The sequence below is a fragment of the Xanthobacter albus genome (assembly GCF_043194895.2).
Classification (GTDB): Bacteria; Pseudomonadota; Alphaproteobacteria; order Rhizobiales; family Xanthobacteraceae; genus Xanthobacter.
Window position 1 is genome coordinate 1185921 of the sequence record NZ_CM195532.1, and the last position, 25839, is coordinate 1211759.

28 protein-coding genes are annotated in these 25839 nt (G+C 71.7%); 15 read left to right on the forward strand and 13 right to left on the reverse strand.

What is annotated here, in order from left to right; translation table 11 throughout:
* Positions 1-54 precede the first annotated feature (54 nt).
* The gene (locus V5F75_RS05255; RefSeq protein WP_394033424.1) at positions 55-678 is read right to left on the reverse strand and encodes an alpha-ketoglutarate-dependent dioxygenase AlkB; all 624 of its coding nucleotides are present in this window, start codon (positions 676-678) and stop codon (positions 55-57) included.
* Between the two features lie 137 nt (positions 679-815).
* On the opposite strand from V5F75_RS05255, the gene V5F75_RS05260 reads away from it, so the two are divergent.
* A complete protein-coding gene (locus V5F75_RS05260) occupies positions 816-1196 on the forward strand; it encodes a VOC family protein (protein WP_394033425.1) in 381 nt (126 codons plus the stop codon).
* 147 nt (positions 1197-1343) lie between these two features.
* On the opposite strand, the gene pncA is transcribed toward V5F75_RS05260, so the two are convergent.
* Complete coding sequence (pncA, locus tag V5F75_RS05265; RefSeq protein WP_394033426.1) at positions 1344-2015, reverse strand: bifunctional nicotinamidase/pyrazinamidase; 672 nt, start codon at positions 2013-2015, stop codon at positions 1344-1346.
* Positions 2016-2237: 222 nt separating this feature from the next.
* Here pncA and dnaK point away from each other — a divergent pair, with 222 nt between their 5' ends.
* Together dnaK and dnaJ are read left to right on the forward strand one after the other, a co-directional pair.
* The gene (dnaK, locus tag V5F75_RS05270; protein WP_394033427.1) at positions 2238-4139 is read left to right on the forward strand and encodes a molecular chaperone DnaK; all 1902 of its coding nucleotides are present in this window, start codon (positions 2238-2240) and stop codon (positions 4137-4139) included.
* 266 nt (positions 4140-4405) lie between these two features.
* Positions 4406-5575, forward strand: coding sequence for a molecular chaperone DnaJ (gene dnaJ / locus V5F75_RS05275; RefSeq protein ID WP_394033428.1), 1170 nt, complete (start codon positions 4406-4408; stop codon positions 5573-5575).
* Between the two features lie 7 nt (positions 5576-5582).
* On the opposite strand, the gene V5F75_RS05280 is transcribed toward dnaJ, so the two are convergent.
* Entirely contained in the window at positions 5583-6581 is a 999-nt protein-coding gene (locus V5F75_RS05280; RefSeq protein WP_394033429.1) for an NAD-dependent epimerase/dehydratase family protein, read from the reverse strand.
* 42 nt (positions 6582-6623) lie between these two features.
* On the opposite strand from V5F75_RS05280, the gene V5F75_RS05285 reads away from it, so the two are divergent.
* The 6 genes from V5F75_RS05285 to V5F75_RS05310 all read left to right on the forward strand — a co-directional run bounded on the left by V5F75_RS05285 (position 6624) and on the right by V5F75_RS05310 (position 11068).
* Positions 6624-7355 (forward strand): TetR/AcrR family transcriptional regulator, encoded by a 732-nt coding sequence (locus tag V5F75_RS05285; RefSeq protein ID WP_394033430.1) that lies wholly within the window; start codon positions 6624-6626, stop codon positions 7353-7355.
* A gap of 66 nt (positions 7356-7421) precedes the next feature.
* The gene (locus V5F75_RS05290) at positions 7422-8024 is read left to right on the forward strand and encodes a class I SAM-dependent methyltransferase (protein ID WP_394033431.1); all 603 of its coding nucleotides are present in this window, start codon (positions 7422-7424) and stop codon (positions 8022-8024) included.
* A 140-nt stretch (positions 8025-8164) separates the two neighbouring features.
* Positions 8165-8905, forward strand: a complete 741-nt coding sequence (gene pyrF / locus V5F75_RS05295; protein ID WP_394033432.1) for an orotidine-5'-phosphate decarboxylase — start codon at positions 8165-8167, stop codon at positions 8903-8905.
* Positions 8906-8925: 20 nt separating this feature from the next.
* The gene (locus tag V5F75_RS05300; RefSeq protein ID WP_394033433.1) at positions 8926-9567 is read left to right on the forward strand and encodes a DUF1330 domain-containing protein; all 642 of its coding nucleotides are present in this window, start codon (positions 8926-8928) and stop codon (positions 9565-9567) included.
* 31 nt (positions 9568-9598) lie between these two features.
* Complete coding sequence (gene dapB / locus V5F75_RS05305; RefSeq protein WP_394033434.1) at positions 9599-10423, forward strand: 4-hydroxy-tetrahydrodipicolinate reductase; 825 nt, start codon at positions 9599-9601, stop codon at positions 10421-10423.
* Positions 10424-10441: 18 nt separating this feature from the next.
* Positions 10442-11068, forward strand: a complete 627-nt coding sequence (locus V5F75_RS05310) for a 2,3-bisphosphoglycerate-dependent phosphoglycerate mutase (protein WP_394033435.1) — start codon at positions 10442-10444, stop codon at positions 11066-11068.
* 199 nt (positions 11069-11267) lie between these two features.
* Here the strand turns inward: V5F75_RS05310 and V5F75_RS05315 are convergent, their stop codons facing one another.
* The 3 genes from V5F75_RS05315 to V5F75_RS05325 form a co-directional block, all read right to left on the reverse strand.
* Positions 11268-11966, reverse strand: a complete 699-nt coding sequence (locus V5F75_RS05315) for a lysozyme inhibitor LprI family protein (protein WP_394033436.1) — start codon at positions 11964-11966, stop codon at positions 11268-11270.
* Positions 11967-12194: 228 nt separating this feature from the next.
* Positions 12195-12620, reverse strand: coding sequence for a SufE family protein (locus V5F75_RS05320; protein ID WP_394033437.1), 426 nt, complete (start codon positions 12618-12620; stop codon positions 12195-12197).
* Positions 12621-12807: 187 nt separating this feature from the next.
* Positions 12808-13230: a DUF5330 domain-containing protein gene (locus V5F75_RS05325; RefSeq protein WP_394033438.1), complete on the reverse strand. Its 423-nt coding sequence runs from the start codon at positions 13228-13230 to the stop codon at positions 12808-12810.
* Positions 13231-13532: 302 nt separating this feature from the next.
* On the opposite strand from V5F75_RS05325, the gene V5F75_RS05330 reads away from it, so the two are divergent.
* The 4 genes from V5F75_RS05330 to V5F75_RS05345 all read left to right on the forward strand — a co-directional run bounded on the left by V5F75_RS05330 (position 13533) and on the right by V5F75_RS05345 (position 16617).
* Entirely contained in the window at positions 13533-15014 is a 1482-nt protein-coding gene (locus tag V5F75_RS05330; protein ID WP_394033439.1) for a sensor histidine kinase, read from the forward strand.
* On the forward strand, positions 15011-15766 hold the full coding sequence (locus V5F75_RS05335; RefSeq protein ID WP_394033440.1) for a peptidoglycan-binding domain-containing protein: 756 nt from the start codon (positions 15011-15013) through the stop codon (positions 15764-15766). Before V5F75_RS05330 ends, V5F75_RS05335 begins: the two co-directional genes overlap by 4 nt.
* Before the next feature lie 3 nt (positions 15767-15769).
* Positions 15770-16114 carry a DUF1491 family protein gene (locus V5F75_RS05340; RefSeq protein WP_394033441.1) on the forward strand — a complete coding sequence of 115 codons (345 nt, stop codon included), beginning with the start codon at positions 15770-15772 and terminating at the stop codon, positions 16112-16114.
* 260 nt (positions 16115-16374) lie between these two features.
* Entirely contained in the window at positions 16375-16617 is a 243-nt protein-coding gene (locus V5F75_RS05345) for a hypothetical protein (protein WP_394033442.1), read from the forward strand.
* 149 nt (positions 16618-16766) lie between these two features.
* On the opposite strand, the gene V5F75_RS05350 is transcribed toward V5F75_RS05345, so the two are convergent.
* The 4 genes from V5F75_RS05350 to purD all read right to left on the reverse strand — a co-directional run bounded on the left by V5F75_RS05350 (position 16767) and on the right by purD (position 19811).
* Positions 16767-17417 carry a DUF1254 domain-containing protein gene (locus tag V5F75_RS05350; protein WP_394033443.1) on the reverse strand — a complete coding sequence of 217 codons (651 nt, stop codon included), beginning with the start codon at positions 17415-17417 and terminating at the stop codon, positions 16767-16769.
* Positions 17414-17992, reverse strand: coding sequence for a DUF1214 domain-containing protein (locus tag V5F75_RS05355; protein ID WP_393989829.1), 579 nt, complete (start codon positions 17990-17992; stop codon positions 17414-17416). Before V5F75_RS05355 ends, V5F75_RS05350 begins: the two co-directional genes overlap by 4 nt.
* Before the next feature lie 102 nt (positions 17993-18094).
* The gene (locus V5F75_RS05360; protein WP_394033444.1) at positions 18095-18535 is read right to left on the reverse strand and encodes an acyl-CoA thioesterase; all 441 of its coding nucleotides are present in this window, start codon (positions 18533-18535) and stop codon (positions 18095-18097) included.
* Between the two features lie 13 nt (positions 18536-18548).
* The gene (purD, locus tag V5F75_RS05365; protein ID WP_394033445.1) at positions 18549-19811 is read right to left on the reverse strand and encodes a phosphoribosylamine--glycine ligase; all 1263 of its coding nucleotides are present in this window, start codon (positions 19809-19811) and stop codon (positions 18549-18551) included.
* A gap of 162 nt (positions 19812-19973) precedes the next feature.
* Between purD and xseA the strand changes: the two genes are divergently transcribed.
* Together xseA and V5F75_RS05375 are read left to right on the forward strand one after the other, a co-directional pair.
* The gene (xseA, locus tag V5F75_RS05370; RefSeq protein ID WP_394033446.1) at positions 19974-21584 is read left to right on the forward strand and encodes an exodeoxyribonuclease VII large subunit; all 1611 of its coding nucleotides are present in this window, start codon (positions 19974-19976) and stop codon (positions 21582-21584) included.
* A 113-nt stretch (positions 21585-21697) separates the two neighbouring features.
* Positions 21698-21925: a DUF2093 domain-containing protein gene (locus tag V5F75_RS05375; RefSeq protein WP_394033447.1), complete on the forward strand. Its 228-nt coding sequence runs from the start codon at positions 21698-21700 to the stop codon at positions 21923-21925.
* A gap of 771 nt (positions 21926-22696) precedes the next feature.
* Here V5F75_RS05375 and lpxK read toward each other — a convergent pair.
* Genes lpxK through V5F75_RS05390 form a run of 3 tightly spaced genes read right to left on the reverse strand, consistent with a single transcriptional unit; the run spans position 22697 to position 25727 of the window.
* The gene (gene lpxK, locus V5F75_RS05380) at positions 22697-23719 is read right to left on the reverse strand and encodes a tetraacyldisaccharide 4'-kinase (RefSeq protein WP_394033448.1); all 1023 of its coding nucleotides are present in this window, start codon (positions 23717-23719) and stop codon (positions 22697-22699) included.
* The gene (locus V5F75_RS05385) at positions 23716-25014 is read right to left on the reverse strand and encodes a 3-deoxy-D-manno-octulosonic acid transferase (protein ID WP_394033449.1); all 1299 of its coding nucleotides are present in this window, start codon (positions 25012-25014) and stop codon (positions 23716-23718) included. The genes lpxK and V5F75_RS05385 overlap by 4 nt, the downstream gene beginning before the upstream one ends.
* Positions 25011-25727, reverse strand: a complete 717-nt coding sequence (locus V5F75_RS05390) for a lysophospholipid acyltransferase family protein (RefSeq protein WP_394033450.1) — start codon at positions 25725-25727, stop codon at positions 25011-25013. The genes V5F75_RS05385 and V5F75_RS05390 overlap by 4 nt, the downstream gene beginning before the upstream one ends.
* Positions 25728-25839: the final 112 nt, after the last annotated feature.

Here is a 25839-nt window from a genome sequence, read left to right on the forward strand (position 1 = left end):
CCAGGGTGGCACGAATGGCCAAATCCCGCCATCCGCTGCCCGGGCGGCCGCCGCTCACGCCGGGCAGGTGACCCGCCGCAGGGTGAGGTTGAAGCGCCCGCCCTCCGCCAGCAGCCGCGAGGAGCCGCCGAGGATGCGGTCCACCCCGTGGAAGGCGAGGCGGCTCTCCCCCGAAAGGACGAACACGTCGCCCGAGGCGAGGCGGATGGAGCGCGTGGGCCCGGAGCGCGCGGCACCGCCCAGGCGGAACAAGGCGGTGTCCCCCAGGGAAATGGAGACCACGGGCGCCGTGAGGTCCGCCTCGTCGCGGTCCTGGTGCAGGCTCATGCGGGCGTCGGGGGCGTAATAATTGATGAGGCAAGCCTCAGCCGGGGCGCCGTGGCCTCCGAACCGGGCATAGGCTTCCTGGAGCCGCGCGGGCAGGGCCGGCCAGGGGGCGCGGGTATCCGGGTGGAAGGCCTGGTAGCGGTAGCCGCTCGCGTCCGAGACCCAGCCGAGCGGCCCGCAATTGCTCATGCGCACGGAAAAGCCCTGGCCGGTACGCGGCATGGTGGGGGTGAACAGGGGCGCCTGAGCAATTACCGCGCGGACATCGGCCAGCAGCGCCTCCTGCTCCGCCGGCCCGAAGGCGCCGGGAAACCAGAGCGCGCCGGGCGCGAGCGCGAGAGGTGCGGCCACTGCGTCCTCCGGTGGGCGGATGGGGTGCCTTTGCTGGCCGAAGAACTTACACGCGCCCGTGGACGCTCGAAATGGGGTGAAGCCGCCGCCGCTGCGATACTGTAAAGAGGAGGCTGGCCACAAGGAGGAACACGCCCATGGCCCAGCACGGCAAATTCTACTGGAACGAGCTGATGACCGACGACGTGGAGAAGGCCAAGGCCTTCTATTCCGCCACGCTCGGCTGGTCGTTCACCGAGATGCCGACCGACGGACCGCACAGCTACTATGTGGCCCACCTCGGCGAGGAGCCTGTGGCCGGCCTCATGGACAAGACCGACATCCTGCCGCCGGAAGTGCCGCCCCACTGGTTTCCCTACATCAACGTGGACAATCTCGACACCCGGCTGAAGCTGCTGGAGGAGAATGGCGGCCACGTGATCCGCCCGCCGTTCGAGATCCCCGGCGTGGGGCGCATCGCCATCGTCACCGATGCCACCGGTGCCGCCATGGGCTGGATGACCGCCGCCGAAATGTGAGGGCGCGGGCGCTCCTTCCAAAGGCCCGCGAGCCTTTCCGATGGGCCCGATCTCACGGGCCCTTGGGGCAGGGCTGCGCGGCGTCGAAACGAAGAACGCCTGTGCGCGAACCGCACCCGGCGCCGGTCAGGGACCGGGCCGGGGATATCAGGCCGCGATCTCGTCGAGGCGGGCGCGCCTGACGCCGGCGGCGTTCATCTGCGCCCAGGCGCGGGCGAGGGAGCCGTTCACGTCGATGGCGCGGCAGGCGTCCTCCACCACATAGGTGGTGAAGCCGTGACGCGCCGCGTCCACCGCCGACCACGCCACGCAGAAGTCGGTGGCGAGGCCCATCAGATACACCGTGTCGATACCCCGCTCGCGCAGGTAGCCGGTGAGGCCGGTGGGGGTAGTGCGATCCGCCTCGTAGAAGGTGGAGTAGCTGTCGATGTCCCGGTGGTGGCCCTTGCGGATGATGAGCTGGGCGTGGGGAATCTCCAGCCGGGTGGCGAAGCGGGCGCCGATGCTGTCCTGCACGCAGTGGACCGGCCACAGCACCTGCTCGCCGTAGGGCAGGGTGATGGTGTCGTGGGGCGCCTTGCCGGGGTGGCTGGCGGCGAAGGAGACATGGTCCGCCGGGTGCCAGTCCTGGGTCAGCACGACATTGCGGAAGGAGAGCGCGGCGTGGTTGGCCAGGGGCACCACCTCGTTGCCGCCGGGCACCGCCAGGGCACCGCCCGGCAGGAAGTCCACCTGCAGGTCCACGGCGAGGAGAACCGCGCGGTCGGCGGCGGCGCGGGGCGGGATTCCGGCAGGGCGGGAAGCGGACGCGGGCGGCATCGGGGCATCATCCTCGCGGGAGCGTGAAAAAGGGCGCATCGGCCTGCTACCACGCCTTGCGGCGCCAAATCACCCCCCCTATATCCGCCTCGATCGTCGTTTTCGCGACGAACCCCAATTTCAAGCGAAAGGGGGCCGGCGGACTGGTTGCGGGAGGGGCCCGCGGCCGTCCCAGGCGGGTGCCGCAAGGGCCCGGCCGGTCTGCCGGCAAGGAGAAACTATATGGCCAAGATCATCGGTATCGACCTCGGCACCACCAATTCGTGCGTTGCGGTGATGGAGGGCTCGTCCCCGAAAGTCATCGAGAACGCCGAGGGCGCGCGCACCACGCCGTCCATCGTCGCCTTCACTGAGGACGGCGAGCGCCTCGTCGGCCAGCCCGCGAAGCGCCAGGGCGTGACCAATCCGGAGCGCACCTTCTTCGCGGTGAAGCGCCTCATCGGCCGCCGCTTCGATGATCCCACCGTGGCCAAGGACAAGGGCCTCGTGCCCTACCACATCGTGCGCGCCGACAACGGCGACGCCTGGGTGGAGGCCGACGGCAAGAAGTATTCGCCCTCGCAGATCTCCGCCTTCATCCTGCAGAAGATGAAGGAGACCGCCGAGTCGTACCTGGGCGAGAAGGTGGAGAAGGCGGTCATCACCGTCCCCGCCTACTTCAACGATGCCCAGCGCCAGGCCACCAAGGACGCCGGCAGGATCGCCGGCCTCGAGGTGCTGCGCATCATCAACGAGCCCACCGCGGCCGCGCTCGCCTATGGCCTCGACAAGAAGTCGGCCGGCACCATCGCGGTCTATGACCTCGGCGGCGGCACGTTCGACGTGTCGGTGCTGGAGATCGGCGACGGCGTGTTCGAGGTGAAGTCCACCAACGGCGACACCTTCCTCGGCGGCGAAGACTTCGACATGCGGCTGGTGAACTACCTGGCCGACGAGTTCAAGAAGGAGCAGGGCATCGACCTGCGCGGCGACAAGCTCGCCCTCCAGCGGCTGAAGGAAGCCGCCGAGAAGGCCAAGATCGAGCTCTCGTCCGCCGCCCAGACCGAGATCAACCTGCCGTTCATCACCGCCGACGCCTCCGGGCCGAAGCACCTGACCATGAAGCTCACCCGCGCCAAGTTCGAGGCGCTGGTGGAAGAGCTCATCCAGCGCACCATCGAGCCCTGCCGGCTCGCCCTCAAGGATGCCGGGCTTTCCGCCGGGCAGATCGACGAGGTGGTGCTGGTGGGTGGCATGACCCGCATGCCCAAGGTCCAGGAAGTGGTGAAGCAGTTCTTCGGCAAGGAGCCCCACAAGGGCGTCAACCCGGACGAGGTGGTCGCCATCGGCGCCGCCATCCAGGCCGGCGTGCTCCAGGGCGATGTGAAGGACGTGCTGCTGCTCGACGTGACCCCGCTGTCGCTGGGCATCGAGACGCTCGGCGGCGTGTTCACCCGCCTCATCGACCGCAACACCACCATCCCCACCAAGAAGAGCCAGGTGTTCTCCACGGCGGAAGATGGCCAGACCGCGGTGACCATCCGCGTGTTCCAGGGCGAGCGCGAGATGGCGGCGGACAACAAGATCCTCGGCCAGTTCGACCTCGTCGGCATTCCGCCGGCGCCCCGCGGCGTGCCGCAGGTGGAGGTGACCTTCGACATCGACGCCAACGGCATCGTGCAGGTTTCCGCCAAGGACAAGGGCACCGGCAAGGAGCAGCAGATCCGCATCCAGGCCTCGGGCGGCCTGAATGACGTCGACATCGAGAAGATGGTCAAGGATGCCGAGGCCCACGCGGCCGAGGACAAGAAGCGCAAGGCCCTGGCCGAGGCCAAGAACCACGGCGAGGCGCTGGTGCACTCCACCGAGAAGGCGCTCTCCGAGCATGGCACCAAGATCGGCGCCACCGAGAAGGGCGCCATCGAGAGCGCCATCGCAGACCTGAAGGGCGTGCTCTCGGGCGAGGATGTCGAGGCCATCGAGGCCAAGACCCAGACCCTGGCGCAGGCCTCCCTCAAGCTCGGCGAGGCCATGTACGCGGCCCAGCAGGGCGGCGGCGAGGAGGCGGGCGCCTCCAAGCCCCAGGACGACGTGGTGGATGCCGAGTTCACCGAAGTGGACGACGACAAGAAGAAGTCGGCCTGACGATGGGAATGGCGGGCGTCCGCGCCCGCCGCCGCCCCGCCCTCGCAAGGGGGCGGGGACTGTTGTTTCAACCGCTGCGGCACGGCCCCTGTGCCGCCCCGTGCTTCGACCGGCGCCGGGCCGCAGCGACCGATGAGAACGTGACCGCCGGTCCGCGGCGCCCTGCTCCGGCGCCTCCCCGCTTCCGCCCCGCCCTCGTTCGAGGCCCGGCGGACCTGCGGGACGGACCGCGGCCCAGTGCCGGTTGCGGCGGGTGAAGAGTGAGCATGGCCAAGCGCGATTTTTACGAGATTCTCGGCTGCGACCGCGGCGCCGACGAGACGGTGCTCAAGGCCTCCTACCGCAAGCTGGCCATGAAGTGGCACCCGGATCGCAACCAGGGCGATGCGGACGCGGAGATCCGCTTCAAGGAGGTCAACGAGGCCTACGAGATCCTCAAGGACCCCCAGAAGCGCGCCGCCTATGACCGCTTCGGCCATGCCGCCTTCGAGAATGGCGGCGGGGCGGGCCCCGGCTTCGGCTCCGATTTCGCCTCTTCCTTCGCGGACATCTTCGATGACCTGTTCGGCGGCGCCATGGGCCGTGGCGGCGGCGGCGCGCGCCCCGGCCAGGCGCGCGGGCGCGGGGCGGACCTGCGCTACAACATGGAGATCACCCTCGAGGAGGCGTTCTCCGGCAAGGCCGCGCAGATCAAGATCCCTACCTCCATCACCTGCGAGGCGTGCAACGGCTCCGGTGCCAAGCCCGGCACCGCGCCCAAGGCCTGCCGCACCTGCGGCGGCGCCGGCAAGATCCGCCACGCCCAGGGCTTCTTCACCCTGGAGCGCACCTGCCCGAGCTGCCAGGGCCGCGGCTCCGTCATCGAGGACCCGTGCGGCGCCTGCGGCGGCGCGGGCCGCGTGACGCGCGAGCGCACCCTCTCGGTGCAGATCCCGGCCGGCGTCGAGGACGGCACCCGCATCCGCCTCGGCGGCGAGGGCGAGGCCGGCGTGCGCGGTGGGCCGGCGGGCGACCTCTACATCTTCCTTTCGCTGGAGCCGCACCCCTTCTTCCAGCGCGAGGGGGCGGACCTCTATTGCCGCGTGCCCATCTCCATGGTCACGGCCGCCCTCGGCGGGCAGGTGGAGGTGCCCACCATCGACGGCGACAAGACCAAGGTGAAGATCCCCGAGGGCACCCAGTCGCAGAAGCGCTTCCGCCTCACCGGCAAGGGCATGCCCATCCTGCGCACGCGCAACTTCGGCGACATGTATGTGCAGGTGGTGGTGGAAACCCCGCAGAAGCTTACCAAGCGCCAGAAGGAGCTGCTCGCGGAGTTCGACAAGGAGTGCTCGGGGGAGACCCATCCGGAGTCCACCGGCTTCTTCGCCAAGGTGAAGGAGTTCTTCCAGGGCGCGACCGGCAGCGCCACCGGGACCACCGGCGAGGGCGCCTGAACGCCCCTCAGGCCCGGCGCCGGGCGCGCCGGGCTTCGTCCATGGAAAGGGCGATGCCCTCCGCATACGACGTCTTGCGGATCGGCCCGATGCGCGCTTCGAGCGCGGTGTCGTCGAGGACGACCGGGTCGCTCACCAGATAGTGCATCTCCACCAGCTCGCGCATCACCGGATCGAACAGGCCGGCGAGGCGCAGCAGCGTCCTGTTCGCCACGAACAGGCTCGGGTTGCGCCGCGCCAGCATGAAGGCCTGCTCGGCGACGGCGCGCACGGTGATGGTCCCGGCACCGCCGAGGTTGTAGGCGGGCGCGAACGCGCCCCCGGTTTCCAGCAGCGCGCACACCACCGGCCCCACATCCGGCACGAAGACGAATTCGTGGGGCGTGTTGATGGGCCCCACCACCTTGGCCCGGCGTCCGCTCGCGGCGGCGGCGAAGATGTCGGCGAGGAAGCTGCGCTCCACGCCCGGCCCGTAGAAATCCGGCAGGCGCAGGATGGTGGTGGCGATGCGGCCGCGCGCCCCGGCTTCCATCACCAGGTCCTCCTGTTCCCTGCGCATGCGCCCCTTGAAGGTGTGCGGCTCGCGCGGGTGGCTCTCGTCCACCCGCGCCGCGCGCGGGCGGCCGAAGGGATAGGCGGTGCCGATGAGCAGCAGGCGGCGCACGCCCTCCGCCTCAGCCGCCTCCAGCGTGCGGCGCATCAGCTCCGGGTGAAGCTGGAAGGAATCGTAAGGCACGCCCACGAGGTAGACCAGCGTGTCCATGCCGCGCACGGCGGCGCGGATGCCTGCCACGTCGGCGGGGTCCCATACCCGCGTTTCGGCGCCGGCGAGGCCGCCGAAACGGGCGGCGAGGGCGGGGGCATCGCGCCCCACCGCCGCGAAGGGCGTGCCGGCGGCGGACAGGGCGGTGGCGATGCTGGCGCCGATGGCTCCGGTGGCGCCCAGGAGGGCCGTGCGCGCGAGAGGGGCGGGAGCGTCGGCTTGCGTGAGGGCGGCGGCAGGCATAAACCATCTCCTGAACAACGTTCACTGAACACTGTTCATAATATGAACGTCGTTTATGTCAAGCAGTCCAAGGAGCCTTTTGTGAAGGAGCCCGTGGCGAAGGACCTCGTGGTGAATGACACCCGGGCGAGCGAATCCCCAGCATGCGACCCGGCGGCCCCGTGCGCGAGCCCGCGTGCCCGGCGCAAGGAGGATGCGCGCGCGCGCATCCTGGCGGCGGCGCGGCATATCGTGCTGGAGGAGGGGTTTCCGGCGCTCACCATGCGGCGCATCGCCACCGAGGTGGGCTATTCTCCGGCCGCGCTCTACCTGCATTTCGAGAGCCGGGAGGCCATCGCCCGCGAGCTGGGCGGGGCTGGCATGCGCTCCCTTCATGCCCGGCTGGAGCGGGCGGCAGCGGAGAAGGACCCGCTGGCGCGGCTCGCGGCGCTGGGGCGGGCCTACATCACCTTCGGCCGCGAGGAGCCGGAAACCTACCGCCTGATCTTCATGGAACCGGGCTTCGCGGCCAGCGCGCTGGGCGGCAAGGACGAGGCGGGGGCTTCCGCCTTCGCGCTTCTGGCCGGGGTGTTCGGCGAGCTTGCCGCGGCCGGACGCCTGCGTGCGGAGGGCGATCCGGCGGCGCTCACCATCAACCTGTGGGTGCTGCTGCACGGCATCGTCAGCCTGCGCCTCACCTGCTCCGCCTTCCTGCAGCTTCCGGAAGAGGAGCTTCTGGAATCGGCGCTCGACAGCCTGCTCCATGGGGTGCTGCGCCGCGGCAGCCAGCCTTGACCATTCTCCCTTTCCCGTCTAATCGCCTGACATTCCTTCGATGACCGGGCGCCAGAGGTGCCACTGATGCTGCATTCCCGAGAGCCGCGCAAATCCGCCTTCAAGCCGGGCCTCAACGACGAGGTTCGCTTCCTGCAGTCGTGGTTTCGCAACCCGCTGAAGACCGGCGCGGTTTCCCCCTCCAGCCCAGGCCTCGCCAAGATGATGGCGAGCTATCTCGATCCCCGCCAGGACGGCCCGGTGATCGAGCTCGGGCCGGGCACGGGGCCGGTCACCAAGGCGCTGCTCGCGCGCGGCTTCGCCCCCGAGCGGCTGTTCCTGATCGAGTACAATCCCGAGTTCTGCGCCCTGCTGCGCCGCCGCTACCCCGGCGTCACGGTCATCCACGGCGATGCCTACGCCATGCGCAAGACCCTGGGTGACCAGCTTCCCGGCAAGGCGGTGGGCACCATTTCCTCGCTGCCGCTGTTCACCATGCCGCAGCCCGAGCGCCACCGCATGGTCAACGAGGCGTTCGACCTTTCGGTGCCCGGCGCGCCCTTCGTCCAGTTCACCTATGCGGTCGTCACTCCGGTGCCGCTGGTGCCGGGGCGGATCGAGGGCAAGGTTTCGCCGCGGGTGTGGATGAACATCCCGCCGGCGCGCGTGTGGGTCTACCACCGGCCGTGAGGCCGCGCGCGCCGGATTTCCGGCGCGGCCGCTTGCCTCCCGCCGTTTCGGCGGCTACGCCTCCTGCAACCGGTAGAAGGATCGGGCGACGCGGCGGCGCCCCGCCGCGCGGGGCCCGCCGGCGCCATTGAGGAGAGGCCATGAGCGCAGCGCTTTCAGGCGAGGATCAGCAGGGCGGCGGGGCCGGTCTGGCCGCGGCGCGCGAGCGCCTCATCGTGGCCCTGGACTACGCCAACGTGGGCGCCGCCGAAGCGCTGGTGTGGCAGCTCGGCGACGACGTCTCCTTCTACAAGATCGGGCTGGAGCTCACCATCGCCGGCGGGCTCGATCTCGCCGCCGACCTCATCGGCTCCGGCAAGAAGGTGTTCCTGGACCTGAAGCTGCACGACATCGGCAACACGGTGGAGCGCGCCACCGCCGCCGCCGCCGCCCGCGGCATCAGCCTGCTCACCGTCCATGCCTATCCGCAGACGCTGGCCGCCGCCGCCCGCGGCGCCGCCGGCAGCCCGCTGAAGGTGCTGGGCGTGACCGTCCTCACCTCCTATGACGACGCCGACCTCGCCGCCGCCGGCTATGCCGCGGGCGTGAGCGACACCGTGCGCCGCCGCGCGGGGGATGCGCGGGCGGCCGGGGTGGCCGGCGTCATCTGCGCCCCCACCGATGCCGCCATGGTGCGCGCCGTCCTGGGGGCCGACCGCCTCGTGGTGACCCCCGGCGTGCGCCCGCGCGGCGCCGACGTGGGCGACCAGAAGCGCATCGCGAGCCCGGCCGAGGCGCTGGCCGCCGGGGCGGACATGATCGTGGTGGGCCGGCCGATCATCGCAGCTCCCGACCCTCGGGAAGCTGCGATTCAGATCCTGTCCGAGCTCGCCGGGGCGTGATGAGGGAGAGGGGGGCAGGCATGGCCAAGGGATATTGGTTCATCAACGTGGACGCGATCGATCCGGTCGATTTCATCACCTATGCCCACGCCAACGTGACCTTTCTGGCCGGGCACAAGGCCAAGATCCTGGTCGCCGGCGGCGATTTCGAGCACATGGAAGGCATCAAGCGCCACCGCAACGTGCTCGTGGAATGGCCCTCCTACGAGGCGGCGCTGGCCGCCTACCGTTCTCCGGAATACCAGCGCGTCGCCGCCCTGCGGGGCGATTGCGCCATCACCGATCTCGCCATCGTCGAAGGCTATGACGGCGAGCAGCCGGGCGCCGAGCCGCCCGCCCCGAGCAGCCCCCAGTTCCCCCGCGGCTACTGGATGGTGCGCATGGACGTGACCGACCCCGTCGCCTACGAGGCGTACCGCGCCGCCAATGTGAAGGCACTGGCGGAGTTCGGCGGCTGGTTCCTGGCGCGCGGCGGCCGCAGCACGGTGGTGGAGGGCAAGGGGCGCTCTTTGTACATCGTCATCGCCTTCCCCGACCTCGCCAGCGCGAAGGCGTGCTACCACTCCTTCGCCTATCAGCAGGCCTTCGCCCGTCGCAGGCTCGCGGCCGAGGGTGACTTCATCATCATCTCCGGCCACGCCGGCAAGCAGCCGTCCCTGTGAGCCGGCCGGCGCCTTTCCTGGGAGCATGCCCGTGACCGATCTGCGCATCGTCATCGCCGGAGCCGGCGGCCGCATGGGCCGCACCCTCATCAAGGCCATCGGCGAGCAGAAGGGGCTGGCGCTGGCCGGCGCCCTGGAGCACGCTGGAAGTGCTCATATCGGTTCGGATGCCGGGGTGGTGGCGGGCCTTCCCGCCCTCGGCCTGCCGGTGGCGAGCGATGCCGAGGGCCTCGCCGCGGTGCTCGCCCATGCCGATGTGGTGGTGGACTTCTCCTCGCCCGCCGCTTCCGTGCGGCTCGCCGGCGCTGCGGCCGAGGCGGGGGTGGCCATGGTGATCGGTACCACCGGCTTTTCCGCCGCCGACCAGGCGGTGCTGGTGGAGGCCGCGCGGCGCATTCCCATCGTGAAGTCCGGCAACATGAGCCTCGGGGTCAACCTGCTCGCGGCCCTCACCCGCCGGGTGGCGGCGACCCTCGACGAGAGCTTCGACATCGAGATCCTGGAGATGCACCACAACAAGAAGGTGGATGCGCCCTCTGGCACCGCCCTGCTGCTGGGGGAGGCCGCCGCCGCGGGCCGCCATCGCGATCTCGACGAATGGTCCGAGCGCGGCCGCGACGGGCAGACCGGCGCGCGCAAGAGCGGCGCCATCGGCTTCGCCAGCCTGCGCGGCGGCTCGGTGGTGGGCGAGCACGCGGTCATCTTCGCGGGGCCCGCCGAGCGCATCGAGCTGGTGCACAAGGCCGAGGACCGCATGATCTTCGCCCATGGCGCGCTGGTGGCGGCGCGCTGGGTGAAGGGCCGCGCACCGGGCCTTCATTCCATGGCCGACGTGCTCGGCCTTTCCGACTTCTGAACGCCTTCGGAGCTTTTGATGTCCGACCGTATCCTCGTGCTCGTCCGCCACGGACAGAGCGAGTGGAACCTCAAGAACCTGTTCACCGGCTGGCGCGATCCGGCGCTGACCGAGCAGGGCGTGGTGGAGGCCAAGCGCGCCGGCGCCCTGCTCAAGGCGCAGGGCCTCGTGTTCGACGCCGCCTTCACCTCCGCGCTTACCCGCGCCCAGACCACCTGCGCCCTCATCCTGGGCGAGATGGGCCAGGGCGCGCTGGAGCCGGTGCGGAACCTCGCCCTCAACGAGCGCGATTACGGCGACCTCTCCGGCCTCAACAAGGACGACGCCCGCGCCAAGTGGGGCGAGGAGCAGGTGCACGCCTGGCGCCGCTCCTACGACGTGCCCCCGCCCGGCGGCGAGAGCCTGCGCGACACGGTGGCCCGCGTGCTGCCCTATTACGTGCAGGAGATCCTGCCGAGCGTGCTGCGCGGCAACCGCACGCTGGTGACCGCCCACGGCAACTCGCTGCGCGCCCTCATCATGGTGCTGGAACGGCACACGCCCGACACCATCCTGAAGCGCGAGCTGGCCACCGGCGCGCCCATCGTCTACCGCCTCAATGCCGATTCCACCGTGGCGGAGAAGCAGGACCTCGTGGCCGCCTGAGGCCAAGGGGGCTTGCGCGCGGTGCCTTCATGAGTCCGGCTTCGGTCGGGCCCATCGTCATTCGTTCTCGCGAGCGTCCCCGTGCCTGTCGCAGGCGCGGGGACGTTTTCGTTTGGGCTCCCTTTCCGGCCGGGCGCGGGGCGCGCCGAAGGGTCTTGGGCTTTTCTCGTGGTTCCTCCGCGGGCCCGGTGCCGGAGGATCAGTCGAGCGGCGGCGGGGAGGGGTGGGTCCAGCTGGCGGGCCTCGGCTGCGGGCCGTCCGCCGGGGCAGTGCCCGCAGGCGCGGCGGCCGGAGGCGGGTAGCGGGCGGCGAGCGCCTCCGCCCGGCGCGTGTTGGCGCCGATGAGGCATAGCGCCCGCTCCTCGAAATTGCCGATTCCCCGCCGCCCCTCGAAGGGCGCGACGCTCTGGCAGTCGAAGTTTCGGTAGAGGAGAAAGCGCGACTGGGCTTCCTCCAGCAGGTCCTTCCAGCGGTTGCGCTGCACCGGGGCGAGATCCGAGCGCGCGTCGATGGCGCGCAGGGCGTTCGCCATCCCGGCTTCCAGCGCCTGCTCGCTGGCGCGGATGGTTTCATGCAGGCAGCGGCTGCGCTGGTCCGCCGGCAACGCATCGCGCGGGCAGGGGCCGGCCGGCGCGGCGGCTCCGGCAAGGTCTTCGGCTTCCGGCGCGGGGGCGGTCTCGGCCACTGTTCCGGCGGGCGCGTTCTGCCGGGCGATGACGCCCGGCGCCAAAGCAGGTGCGAGAGCGGGGCCGGTCGCGGCCGGCGGCGGCCGCAGCGCGAGCGCCAGCAGCGGGCTCGCCGCCAGGGCGATGGCGCCGAGGCCCAGGGCCCACCGCCGCCGTCTTCCGCGCGTTGCGCCGCTCCGGGCGGCGGTCTCCGCCGTCGGCACCTCGCTCATCGCGCCGTTCGTCCGGGATCGAACGGCGCGGGCCGCGGCTTCCGCGCGGGGCCGAAAAGGAGGGCACGACGCGGATGATGCACGGCTTGTCCTCCCTCGTCCGGTTGCGGCGCGCAGGCGCTGCGGCGGCCGAGCCGCGTGGATAGCATCATCGCGGCCGGGCGGGCGAGGGTGGCGAGGCGGGAACCGGGCGCGGGCACCGATGCGCCCGCCGCCTTTCGCTCCGGATCAGGCGGTGGCGAGGGCCGCGCGCGCGTGGCCGCGGATGCGCTCCACCATGGACCTCAGGCCGTTGGAGCGCTGGGGCGTCAGATGCCCTTCGAGCCCGATCTGGCGGAAGATGCCGAGAATGTCGGTTTCCAGGATTTCCTGGGGGCTGTGGCCGGAGACGAGGGTGAGCAGCACCGCCACGAGGCCCTTCACGATATGGGCGTCGGAATCCCCCTGGAATTCGAGCACGGTGCCCTTGGGCGTCGTCTTCAGGGCGCCGATGAGCCACACCTGGCTGGCGCAGCCCTGCACCTTGTTGGTCTCGTTGCGCTCGGATTCGGGGAAGGGCGGAAGCGCCTTGCCCAGCTCGATCACGTGGCGGTAGCGGTCTTCCCAATTGTCCAGGAATTCGAAATCGGAGATCAGGTCGTCCTTGGTGGTCATGAAATCGGTCCCTTCGTCCAATGCGCCGGGCCTGTGGATGGTCGAGCAATGGGCGCCGCGGGGCGGCGTGCGATGCAATGCACATCCAGCATATCGCGATGGGCCCGATGGGGCAAAAGGAACCTCCCCGCGGCGCGGGCCGCGGGGACGGGAGGGGCGGACAGACTGCGGACGTGGGGGAGCGGGCTCAGCTCGGCCGCTTGGCGGGCACCGGCACGCCCTGGGGCGCGGCCGCCGGCTGCACCTTCTCGCCGCCGCCCCAGCCGGGGGCGAGATCCTGCGGGGTGAGGGACTGGGGTGAGAGAGCCTGGGTCCCGGCGGCGGCCGGTTCTGCGGCGGGGGCGGGGGTGCTCTCGCGCGCGGCCAGGGTATCGGAGATCCACTTGGCGCCCGCCTGGGCCTTCTCCGCGAGGTGGGTCGCCATCTGCCCGCCCACGGCGCAGGCCTCGGGCTGGCGGGCGCAGAAGCCGCGCGCGTCGGCCACCACCGCCTGCACCGCGCCGAAGGCGTCGAACACGCTCACGTCCTGCCCGCTGGTCCCCTTCAAGCCGAGCGGGAGCAGCAGGAGCACCAGGGAGATCCAGAAGGCCATACGCAGCAGGAAGAACATGGCGCCCTCTTCAGATCATGCGGTCCGGTCCTCTCGCCCGGCCGGCGCGCCGACATCGCGGAAGGCCGCCTCGCGGTCCCTTTCGTGCCCGATGCCGCACGCATGGCGAACGTACCACCGGTGCGGCGGTCCGTAGCCTCTCCGCGCCGCGCGCGCACCGCGTCTTTTCAAGACATCGTTAACGCTCGGCCCGGCGGGCGCGGCCGGGCTTAGCGTTCGCTTAAAGCCTCGCGTGCCAGAGTGCGCCCATTCCACGACACAACAGGGGGCCGTTCGCTCCCATGCCGGCGGTTGAGAGGAACATGGTGCGGCCACGCGGTTTCGAGGGGTTCGGCGATGTCGCTTCCGCGCCTGCCGCCGCGTCGCAGGCCGAGGCCGAGGGCCTGCCGCGCCTGGCCGTGCTCGGCCGGGTGATGGCGGTGGTGCTGGGCGTGCTCGGGACGGCGGCGCTGGCGAGCGCGGGCGTCGTGCTGGTCGCCCAGGCCGTGGGCCTGTTCGCGGGCGAGCCCGGCGATGCCCTCTCGCTGCTGGCGGCGGGGCTCCTGTGCGGGGCGCTCGCGGCCATGGCGGCGGGCGTGGCGCGCGCCGCGCGTGGCGTTTCCGCCGCCGAGCTGAGCGCCGGCGCGGTGCTGGTGAGCCTGCATGATGCCCAGGGCGACCTGGTGCGGGTGGAGAGCCAGGGCGGCGCGTTCGCCCGCACCCCGCGCGAGGCGCTGAAGGGGCCGGGCCTGTTCGGCCGGGTGCTGGTGGCGGACCGGCCGGCCTTCATGTCGGCGGTGCGGGTGGCGGCGCAGGAGCGCCGGCCCGTGGCCTGCGACGTACGCCTGTGCTGCTCGGCGGAGGCCGCCGGCAGCGCCTTCCTGCCGCTGGAGCTGCGCTGCCTTCCTGCCGCAGAGGGCCGGGCGCGGCTCATCTGGCGCGAGATGAAGGTCTCCTCCCAGAAGGTGGAGGAGGAGGCCCGCGCCCGCGCCGACGCGGAGGAGGCCAACGCGGCCAAGAGCCGCTTCCTCGCCGCCATGAGCCATGAGCTGCGCACGCCGCTCAACGCCATCCTCGGCTTCTCCGAAATGCTGGCGACCGACACCGGTGCCCCGCTCGACGAGGCCCGCAAGGCGGAATACGCCCGCATCATCCACGAGAGCGGCCAGCACCTGCTGGGGCTCGTCAACGACATCCTCGACCTCTCCCGCGTCGAGGCCGGCGCCTATGCGCTGGAGCCGGAGGCCATCGACATGGCCGAGCTGGTGGCCGGCTGCGGCGAGATGGTGGGCCTCGACGCCGCGCGCAAGGGCGTGGCGGTGCGCACCCTGGTGCCCCCGGCGCTGCCGCAGGTGCGCGCCGACCGCCGCGCGCTGCGGCAGATCGTGCTCAACCTCCTGTCCAATGCCGTGAAGTTCACGCCCGAGGGCGGGCGGGTGCAGCTCACCGCGCGCCGCCGCGAGGGGCGCCTGTCGCTCCGCGTGCGCGACACCGGCCCCGGCATGCGGCCGGAGGACGTGGCCCGCCTGGGCGAGCCCTTCTTCCAGACCGGCGAGGTGGCGCAGCGCGCCCGCGGCAGCGGCCTCGGCCTCGCGGTGGTGAAGGGCCTCGTGAAGCTGCACGACGGCACCTTCCGGGTGGACAGCGCGCCCGGACGGGGCACCACCGTTACCGTGACCCTGCCGCTCGCGCCCGCAGGCGCCGCGGCCGAAGACCCCGTGCGCGGCGAGGGGCGGGAGGGCGACGTGGTCGCCGCATTCCCCGTGCGCCGCGCCGCCGAGATCCGCGCCAGGAGGATGGCATGAAGCTCGATACCGCGCCGGCGCTTTCCGCCGCTCCTTCCCTCGGCGCCGCCTCCGGGCTGTTCGCGCCGCCGCCTCCGCGCGGTGGGAATCGCCTGCGGCTGCTCGATGTCCTGGTGGCGGCGGTGGTGGTGGCGGCCGGCGGCGCCGTGGCGGCGAACGCCCTGCTGATGCAGGCGCCGCCGCAGCACGCCGTCCTCACCGCGCCGGGCGCGGCGGGTGCCGCCGCGGTCGGCGACAAGGGCAAGGCGGTGCACAGCACCTCCATTCCCCTCTCCGTGCCGCTGCCGCAGGCGAATCCCGGCGCCCGTGGCGCCGGTGCCGGCGGCGAGACCAACGGCGCGCTCGGCTACCTCGCCTCCAAGACGTCCGTCACCGGCATGACCACCCAGCTCAAGCCCGTGAGCGCCGACGAGGCGGCGGCCGGCGCCATCGCCGCGCCGCGACCGGTGTCCAGCCTGCGCCCGCCGCTGAAGGTGGGCCCGCTCGCCGCCACCGGCCCCATGACGGTGCCCGGCTCCGCCGATGCCATCCGCCCGCCGGCGGACGTGCCCGCCTCGGCGCGGGTGGCGGCCGTGCAGCGCGCGCTCTCGAAGCTCGGCTATGGCCCGCTCAAGGCCACCGGCGCGCTGAACCTGGAGACGCGCGAGACCATCCGCCGCTTCGAGCGCGACCGCCGGCTGCCCGTGGACGGCGAGGTGAGCGAGGCGCTGGTGCGCGAGCTCAGCCTCATCTCCGGCCTCGCGATCAACTGAGCCATGCGCCTCAAGAGCGGCATCTTCGTTTCCGCCCTGCTGCGGCGCGCCCAGGTGGAGGGCGCGTTCGGCGTGATCGGGCGGCGCGGCGCCGAGGAGGCGGGCGCGGTGTTCGTGAAGGTCACGCCCATGGACGGCACCGCCGCCCTCTACGGCCCCGCGCCCCAGACCGTCTTCGACGAGGCCATGCCCGCCGATCGCCTGTTCCGCGTGCTGGTGCCGCCGGGCAGCTCGGAGGCGGACGCCGACGCGCGCATGGCGAAGGAGATCCGTTTCGACCCGGACCTCTGGCTGGTGGAGATCGAGGACCGCCAGGGCCGCCATTTCCTGGACCTCATGGCGCCGTGAGGCCGGCTTCCGCCGCGTCTGCGCCCGGATGCTGTGCGCCCCGGTCCCTGGCCGGCGCCAGGGGGCTGACGGGCGGGCTTTGATTGCAGGTGGATCTCGTTCAAGCGCCGCGCGGATGTCAGCAAAGGCCCATGAGCCAGGCTCACGTCCGTTGGCATGAGCTGCCGCAGGGGGATCGTTAACGGGCCGTTAAGCTTCGTGAAACCATAAGGGCGCGATCGACGTTGTGGTCATGGCTGTCGCACTGGAGGACCAGGGGCATGAGCACTGTCATAGCGTTTCCCTCGGCGCGGGACATGGCGGCACGCGCCGCCTCCGACCACCGGCGGGCGGAACTCTCCGGGCCGAAGATCGTCATCCTGCCGGTGGTGCGAATCGAGCGCCACACGGATGTTCCCGCCGAAGCCCCCCGGCCTGCGGGCGCGGATGCGCCTGTTCGCCTCGACCTCGTCCGCTCCACCCGCGCGCCGCGCGGCGCAGGGCCGGCCGGCCGCCGCCACTGAGACATCCCCGGCGCGCGGGCATGGGCGGGCGGCTGCGCGCGTGAGCAGGGCCGAAACGACGCATGGCGCGGCCAACCGGGCAGGACGCCGGCTGGCACAGAGTTGCTCCGTAAGGACATCACGCCGAGATGCGCTACTCCGCTACGGCCTCAGCCGGCGGGGGTGCAGCTTGCCGCTTCGAGCTGGCGACGCACCATCTCGCGCATGCCGCGCTGGGGCACATGGGCGCGCACCAGCACGATGCCTTCCTCCGACGGCGATTCGATCACCAGCCGGTCCGCCGCCGTGATTTCCTCGTCCTCGGGCAGGGCGGCCTTCTGGTCGGCGTTCATGAGGTCGAGCTCGATCACCTTGCCCGCCGCCTGGTCGGAGAGGGCGTAGAAGGCGAGCCCCTCGTCCGTGTAGAACGACACGGAGGTATAATCGGCCGTGGCCGGCACCCGTACCTTCAGCGGCTTGTCGTTGAGATCATAGAGGCACACGGCGGAGATGAAGGCCGGGTCCTGCATGGGCAGCGCCGCCGCGTTGGGCGAGGGGTCCGCCAGCAGCTTCATCTCATTGCTGTCGGCGATCTCGGACAGGCGCGCGAAGGCGTTGTTCTCCGCCAGCGAGGGCATGGCGAGGATGGACACGATATGCGCGATGCCCGCCAGCACCAGCGCCATGGCGATGGGCAGCAGCAGCCCCGCCGGCCACAGCCAGTTGACGCGCGCGAGCTGGCGGGAGAGCCAGCCGCCGTCGCGCCTGCCCGCCGGGCCGCGAGGGGGCAGGCGCAGGCTGAAGGTGTCGAACAGGCTCACGGGCAGGCCTCCTGCGCGATGTGCGGCAGCACGGTGGTGGCATCGCCCGCGCCCGACGCGAAGGAGAAAGGCGCGTCATAGAGCCGGAGCGCCACCTGCAGCCGCCCGCGTGCGCCGGTGGGCAGCCAGTTGCCCGGTCGCGCGCGGGGGGAGAGGCGCACCTCCAGCGTGCCGTCGGCATTGTAGAGGGCCTCGGCGCTGGTGAGGCCATAGCGTTCCGCGTCGTTGGGAATGAAGCGGCCTTCCTCGTCCATCAGCGAGAGGGTCCACAGCCGTGCCTGGGGCAGCCGTCCGGTGATGCGGGTCTCGCAGCGGCCGTCGATGGGCTGGCCCTTGTCGTCGGTGGTGGCGAGGAAGATGAGGCCGTCCGCCAGCTCCAGCGGCAGCTCGCCGGAGCGGGCGACGGCGGCGCGGGCATAGGGATCGGCCTTCACCGTGCCGGAGCGCGGCCAGCCCCTCCAGGGCCCGGCCTCGACCATGTCCAGCCCGCGCGAATGGGTGACCATGAACAGGGTCACGCCCAGCCCGAGCACGATGGCGACGAGAAGGGTGAAGGCGAGAGGCAAAAGGCGCACGGCACCGTTCCGGCTACGCCTCCTTCTGGAGGAGGCACGACGCCCTTAAGTAGAGCACAATCGCGGCGGGGCAAAGGGCACGCCGCACGGGCGCCGTCCCCCTCACATATAGCGGGAGAGGAACGCCCGGCTTTCCGGCGGCAGCTCGGCGGCGCGGCGGGCGACCGGGTCGAACAGCACCAGCACCGTGTCCGCGGTCGCGACGCATTTGCCGTCCTGGAACAGGCCCTGGACGATGCCCGCCGAGCTGCGGCCGAGGCTCGACACGCGGGTGCCGATATCCACCGTGCCGGGCCAGATGATCTCGGCCCGGTAGTCCAGCACCAGGCGCACGATCACGAAGGAGAAGCCCTCCGGTGCCGCCCGGTGGCCGGGGCCGATGAGCATCTGCGAGCGGCCGGTCTCCAGGTAGCTGGAAAAGACCGCGTTGTTCACGTGGCCCTGCTTGTCGGTGTCGCCGAAGCGGATGGTGTCGAACGACTTCAGGGGGAAGTCGTCGAGCGTGGGCAGCGGAGCCTTTTCGGGCGGGGGCGCGGCGGTCATGGGAGCCTCCCGCTCACGGCTTGGGGTTCAGGGCGCGCCAGCCGATATCGGAGCGGTAGAAGCCGTCCGGCCAGTCGATGCGTGCGATGGCGGCATAGGCATGGGCCCGCGCCTCGGCCAGGGTGGCGCCGGTGGCGGTGACGTTCAGCACCCGCCCGCCGTTGGAGACGATGTTCGCGCCCTTGCGCCGCGTGCCCGCCTGGAACACCAGCACATCGTCCCCCGCCGCCTTGTCGAGGCCGGAGATGACGCTGCCGGTCTGGTGCGGGCCGGGATAGCCGCGGCTGGCATAGACCACGGTCATGGCCGAGACGTCGCGCCAGACGGGCGTCACTTCCGCGAGGCGGCCGGTGGCGGTGGCGTGCAGCAGCGTGAGGACGTCGCTGTCGAGGCGCGGCATCAGCACCTGGCACTCGGGATCGCCGAAACGGCAATTGTATTCCACCAGCTTCGGCCCGTCCTTGGTGAGCATCAAGCCGGCATAGAGCACGCCGCGATAGGGCGTGCCGGCCGCCACCATGGCGCGGGCCGTGGGGCGGATGATCTCCTCGATGGCGCGGTGCTCAAGCTCAGGGGTGAGCACCGGGGCCGGGGAATAGGCGCCCATGCCGCCGGTGTTGGGGCCGAGGTCGCCGTCGAACGCGCGCTTGTGGTCCTGGGCGCTGCCGAAGGGCACCACCGTTTCCCCGTCCACGAGGGCGAACAGGCTCGCCTCCTCCCCCTCCATGAACTCTTCGACCAGAACCTCGGTGCCGCCGCCGGAGAACACCTGCTCCACCGCGTCCACCGCGTCGTCCACGGAGAGCGCCACCACCACGCCCTTGCCCGCCATGAGGCCATCGGCCTTCACCACAATGGGCGCGCCCTGCGCCTTCACGTAGGCGGCGGCCGCGGCGGCATTGTCGAAGCGGGCGAACGCGGCGGTGGGAATGCCGTTGGCCTTGCAAAGCTCCTTGGTGAAGAGCTTCGAGCCTTCCAGCCGGGCGGCGGCGGCGGTGGGGCCGAAGGCGGGGATGCCGGCGGCCTGCAGCCGGTCCACGAGGCCGGCCACCAGCGGCGCCTCGGGGCCCACCACCACGAACTCGATGCCGTGGTCCCGGCACCAGGCGACGAGCGTGTCGTGGGCGGAGAGCGGGATGCCCTCGATCAGCTCCGCGTGCTCGGCGATGCCGGGATTGCCGGGCATGGCATAGAACTGCCCGATCTCGCGGCTCTGCGCCAGCTTCCAGGCGAGCGCATGCTCGCGGCCTCCCGAACCGAGCAGCAGGATGTTCATCGGTCCTCCACGCCTCGCGTCTTGTTGTTGGTCGTTGGGGCTGTTCTTCGGGCCCTTGGCTATCGGCTCGGGCGCGCGCATACAAGACCCTCCGCTCTGCGCTCGCCGCATAGGGGCGTGGCGGGCTATGCTCGCGACCCGTATTTCCGGTTGAATGATTCGATGGTCGATGTCCCCGAAGCGCGCGGCAACGCGCCCGAATGGAGCGTGTCCGAGCTCTCCGCCGCCCTGAGGCGCACGGTGGAGGACGCCTATGGCCATGTGCGGGTGCGCGGCGAGATTTCCGGATACCGTGGGCCGCATTCCTCCGGTCACGCCTATTTCTCGCTGAAGGATGCGGGCGCCCGGCTCGACGCCGTGATCTGGAAGGGCACCTTCCAGCGCCTGCGCGTGCGGCCGGAGGAGGGGCTGGAGGTGGTGGCCATCGGCCGGCTCACCACCTATCCCGGCAAGTCCGGCTACCAGATCGTCATCGAGGCGCTCGAATTCGCCGGCGCCGGCGCCATCATGGCCATGCTGGAGGAGAGGAAGCGCCGACTCGCGGCCGAGGGGTTGTTCGATCCCGCCCGCAAGCAGGAGCTGCCGTTCCTGCCGCAGGTGATCGGGGTCGTCACCTCGCCCACCGGCGCGGTCATCCGCGACATCCTGCACCGGCTGGCGGACCGCTTCCCGCGCCGGGTGGTGGTGTGGCCGGTGCGCGTGCAGGGCGAGACCTCGGCGGCGGAGGTCGCAGCCGCCATCCGCGGCTTCAACGCCCTGCCAGCGGGCGGGCCCGTGCCGCGGCCCGACGTGATCGTGGTGGCGCGCGGCGGCGGCTCGCTGGAGGACCTGCTCGGCTTCTCCGATGAGGCGGTGGTGCGGGCGGCGGCGGAAAGCGCCATTCCCCTCGTTGCCGCCGTGGGCCACGAAACGGATGTGACCCTCATCGACTTCGCCGCCGACGTGCGCGCGCCCACCCCCACCGCCGCCGCCGAGATGGTGGTGCCGGTGCGATCCGATCTCGTGGCGGGGGTGGAAAGCCTCGGCGCCCGGCTCGCCGTGGCGCCGGCGCGGATGCTGGAGCGCCGCCGGGCCGACCTGCGCGCCCTCGCGCGCCTGCTGCCCACGGAAGAGGACCTGTTCGCCATTCCCCGCCAGCGGCTCGATGCGGTGGGCGATCGCCTGCCGCGCGCGCTCAAGGCCAATGCGGCGGCCCATCGCCTGCGGCTGCTGGAAGCGGGCGCCCGGCTCTCGCCGCTCACCCTGCGGGGGCGCTTCGAGCGGGCGGGCGAGCGGGTGGAAAATCTCTCCGGCCGGCTGGAACGGGCCTCCGCGACCACACTGCGGCAGGCGCGCGAACGCCTGCGCGGCACGGCGCAGGGCTTCGCCATGGCGCGCGCGGCCCACCTGCGTGCCCAGCGGGAGCTGAACGCCCGCCGGGCCGAGTGGGTAGCCGCCTTCGGCCTGCGCGCCCGCCGCGCGGTGGAGGGCCGGCTGCGGGAGGAGGGGCGGCGGCTCGATGGCCTTGCCCAGCTCCTCGGCGCCCTGTCCTACCACGGCGTGCTGGAGCGCGGCTTCGCCCTGGTGCGCGATGCGCAGGGGCAGGCGGTGCGCCGCGCCGCCGGGCTCGGGCCCGCCGCCCGCATCGAGATCGAGTTCGCGGATGGGCGCATCGCGGCCGAGACCCTGGGCGGCGCCCCCCGCGCGGAGGCACCGGACCCCGCCGCGCCCGCGCGCCGCGCCCCGTCCCGCCGGCCGCGCAAGGCGGACCCGGGACCGAGCCTGTTCGACTGAGGCGCGCCATGGGCCGGACCTCCCAGCCGGGGCCACCTTCGGGGTGGGCCTCTTTCGCGCGCGGGCGCGCCGGATTATGCTTTCGTTCTCTCTTGAGGACGTTTCGCAAAGTGATGAACCGATTCGAACGCTTCCCCGAGCCCATCGGCGAGGCGGAGCTGCGCTATCTCGACGGGGAATTCCGCATCGTGCGCCCCGGCAGCTTCGTGCGCTGCGCGGTGACGGGCCAGGCCATTCCGCTCGACGACCTGCGCTATTGGAGCGTGGACCTGCAGGAGGCCTATGCCAGCCCCGAGGCCGTGCTCACCCGCATGCAGGAACGCGGCCGCCCCATGCCCTGAGCGGGCGTTCCGGGTTGGCCTGCGCTCCGGGATTGCACCCGCGCGCCCGGAGTTCCGTGACGCCAAGAGCCCGTGAGCCTGCCTCGTGGGTCTCTGGTCCAGCCCGTGCGGCACTTGACCGACACCCGACTGATGCCGGTCGAAGACCGGGGCCGGCGGGCTGAAGGCTTGCGTGACGCGAATGTCGTCGCGTGGGGCGCTCGCGTGCGGCGGCGAGAGCGTTTCCGAGCGAAGTGAACCCCGGTTCGCGTGAAGGAAACGCGTAATCGCAAGAGCCCGGATCGTTTCAGTGTTTCCGTAGAACACCAAAACGATCCGGGCTGCCGGGCGGGCCTTCAGCTCCCGGTGGGCGCCGTGCGCCGTGGCGAAGCCCTGCACCGCGCGTGCGGTCCTGTCCCTGCCGCATCATTCCCGCGGATACCGGCTCCCGTCGCTCGCCCGCTGGGATGGGGCGCGCCGCAGCGGATCGCCTTTCGGAGTCAGGTTTTCCGCGCCCTTCTCACCCTCTCCATCTTGCAGAGGTTGAGAGGGGGGGAGCGTTGCCGGATGGCGGGTCGAAGCGTTCATGGCCGGAGCGGTGCCCGCGCGGGGGACGGTTCGGGATGGTATTCATTTCCCGCTCCCGCCTTCCCAGGCCCGCCGCGTTTCGTCTCCGAAAACGGGACGGCTCGTGTCGCGGGATACCGTTTCGCGGTGCTGAGGCGGGCGTGGCGGTTGAATGTCCCCCGGCTCCGCCGCTCCGTGCGGGAGCGAAAAGCTGCCCCCTCCGCTTCAGGCGGCCCGCGCGCGGGCGCGTTCCTCCACGCGTCGGAGCAGCTCTTCGAGAGCCGCCGGGTCTTCCGGCGCCAGGGTGACCGACAGCACGGCGATGCCCTCTCTCAGGTCCTGAAGCTCGGGTGTGCCGAGGCGCGCCATGTCCTTGGCGGTGGTCACCAGTGTCGCCCCGGCGCGCGCGGCCGCGCGCTGGAGTGCCTCGATTTCGGGCCGGCGGAAGGGGTGGTGGTCGGGGAAAGCGGCGCGGGCCCGCAGGTCGAGCCCCTCGCGCTCCAGGGTCGAGAAGAATTTGTCGGGTCGGCCGATGCCCGCGAAGGCATGGAGCGGGCGCCCGCGCAGGGCCGCCACGGCGGATGGCTCGGGCACGAGGCGGGCACGCAGGACATGCCGGCCCCGGCGCGCGGCCTCCCGCGCCACGGCCTCGCCGGCCTCCCCCTCACCCACCAGCAGCACCGCGTCCGCCCGCGCGATCTGCGGCCCGAGCGGCGCGCGCAGGGGGCCGGCGGGCAGCACCGCGCCGTTGCCTACCCCCACCGCGGCATCCACCACCAGCAGGCTCGCATCCTTGGCGAGGCGCGGGTTCTGGAAGCCGTCGTCCATCACGATGTGGCTCGCGCCGGACGCCACCGCGAGGCGCGCGCCCCCGACCCGGTCGCCGCCGGCGACGATGGTGGGCGCGCATTGCGCCAGCAGCAGCGCCTCGTCGCCGACGAGGCCGGCGTCGTGCCGCGCGGGATCGACCAGGAGGGGGGAAGTGGCGGTGCCGCCATGGCCGCGCAGCAGCGCGAATGGTCGCGCGCCCGTCGCCGCGAGGCGTTCGAGGAACCACAGGGCGGTGGGCGTCTTGCCGGCGCCGCCCACCGTGGGGTTGCCGATGCAGAGTACCGGCACCGGCACCGTCTCCCCCCGGCCGCCCATGCGGGCGAACGTGACCGCGCCCAGGACGGCGCCCATGGGCGAGAGCAGCGCCGCCGCGAGCCCCGGCGGCCGCCACCAGAAGCCGGGGGCGCGCGCCGTCATCGCTGCTGCAGGCGGATGTGGATGAGGTAGGGCTCGATGGCGCGCAGAGTGTGCTCCAGCGCGCCGCCGAGGTCTTCCATGGTCTTCAGTCCCTGGGCCACGGCCTGGGCCCGCAGGTCCGGATCGCGCATCAGCACGAAGGCGGTGCGGGCGAGGGTGGCCGCGTCGCGCACCGGCAGGGCGCCGTATTGGGCGTCGAGGTGGGCGTAGGTCTCGGTGAAATTGTCCACATGGGGCCCGTGCAGCACCACGCTGCCGAGCTTCACCGCCTCGATGGGGTTCTGGCCGCCGCGGGGCACCAGGGAGCCGCCCACGAACGAGACCGGCGCCAGGCGGTAGAACAGGCCCAGCTCGCCCACGGTGTCGGCCACGTAGAAGTCGGCATCGGCGGCGGGCAGCTCGTCGCGGCTGCGCTGGGCGGCGGCCCAGCCGGCCGCCTCCGCCGCGCCGACGATGGTGCCTCCCCGCTCGGGATGGCGGGGCACGATCACGGTGAGCAGGTCGGTGATCTCAGCGCTGAGGATGGCATGAGCCTCCATCACCACCTGGTCCTCGCCGGGGTGGGTGGAGGCGGCGAGCAGCAGCGGCCGGTTGCCGATGGCCTGGGTGAACTCGGCGAAGTCGGCCGGATCGGCGGCGGGCGGCGGCACATCGAATTTCAGGTTGCCGCACACCTCTACCCGCTCGGCGCCGAGGGTCCGGAAGCGCTGGGCGTCGTCCTCGCTCTGGGCGAGGCACAGGTCCACGCGGGAAAGCAGGGCCCGCGCGCTCCGCGGCAGCTTGCCCCAGCGCTCCGCGGAGCGGGTGGAGAGACGCCCGTTCACCAGCACCACCGGCGTCTCGCGCCGGTTCAGCTCGGAAAGAAGGTTGGGCCACAGCTCGGATTCCGCGAGCAGCACCAGGTCCGGCCGCCAGTGGTCGAGGAAGCGCCGCACGAAGGGGGCGGCATCGAGCGGGCAGAACTGGTGGATGACCCCCTCGGGCGCGCGGTGGGCGGCGACCTTGCTGGAGGTGAGGGTGCCGGAGGTGAGCAGCACCTCATAGCCGCGCGCGCGCAGGTTCTCGATCAGCGGCAGCACGCAGGTGACCTCGCCCACGCTGGCGCCATGCACCCAGATGAGCGCGCCTTCCGGCCGCTCGGCGCTGGCATGGCCGCGACGCTCGGCGAGGCGGCGGGGGTCCTCCTTGCCCTTGCGCACACGGTAGCCGAGCCAGGCCGGCGTGAGCAGAGCGGCGGCGGAGCTGGCGCCCCGGTAGAGCCGCAGCGTCACCGGCAGCGCGCGGGATCTCTTCATGCGAGCCTCGACCCGGCCGTCCCGGTGCGCCTGCGCGCGAGCATCTCGGCGCGCTTCGTCACCGCCTCGAGCCGCGCCTGCAACTCGTCGCGGGCGGCGGCGAGCGTCGCTTCGTCCGCCTCGCGCGGCACGTAGAGCGGCTCGCCGACCACGGCCGCCCCGCGCCCGAACGGCAGGTTCAGGCTGGCACGGTCCCAGCTCTTGAGGGTGATGCGATGTTGGGTGGCCATTGCGACGGGGATGATAGGCCGTCCCGAATACCGTGCAATAGTAACGACGCCGAGCCCCACCCGGCGGGCGATCTTGGGCACATCGGCGGTCATGGCCACGGTGACGCCCGCCTCCAGCGTGGCGAGCATCTCATAGGTGGCGGAAACCGCGCCCTTGCGGTGGAAATCGCTGCGCGAGGTGGCGCCCGAGCCGCGGATGGTGCCCACGCCCAGCTTCTCGGCAGCGATGGCGTTGATCTCCGCATCGGCATGGCGGGAGATGAGCACCTTCGCCTGATGGTGCGGCTTGCGCGCGAACGGCGTGAGGAAATGCTGGCCATGCCAGAAGGTCAGGATGGCCGGCAGGCGCGCGTCGATGGTCTCGAAGACGTCGGGCGGCTCGATGACGAACCGCGTGGTGTGCGCCACCAGTTTGAAATAGGAAGCAAAGGTCGTCCCCGCCGCGAGTTGAAACGCGCGGTTGGTCCTCAGTCGCCGCCACATTGTTCTTTTTGCTCGCTGTCGTGAGAGGCACGCGGCCATGGACAGCCGCGCACGGCGCCATCCATAGCCTCTCTGCGGCTCCAGTCAAAGGGCGGGAGCGGATCTGCCTCCT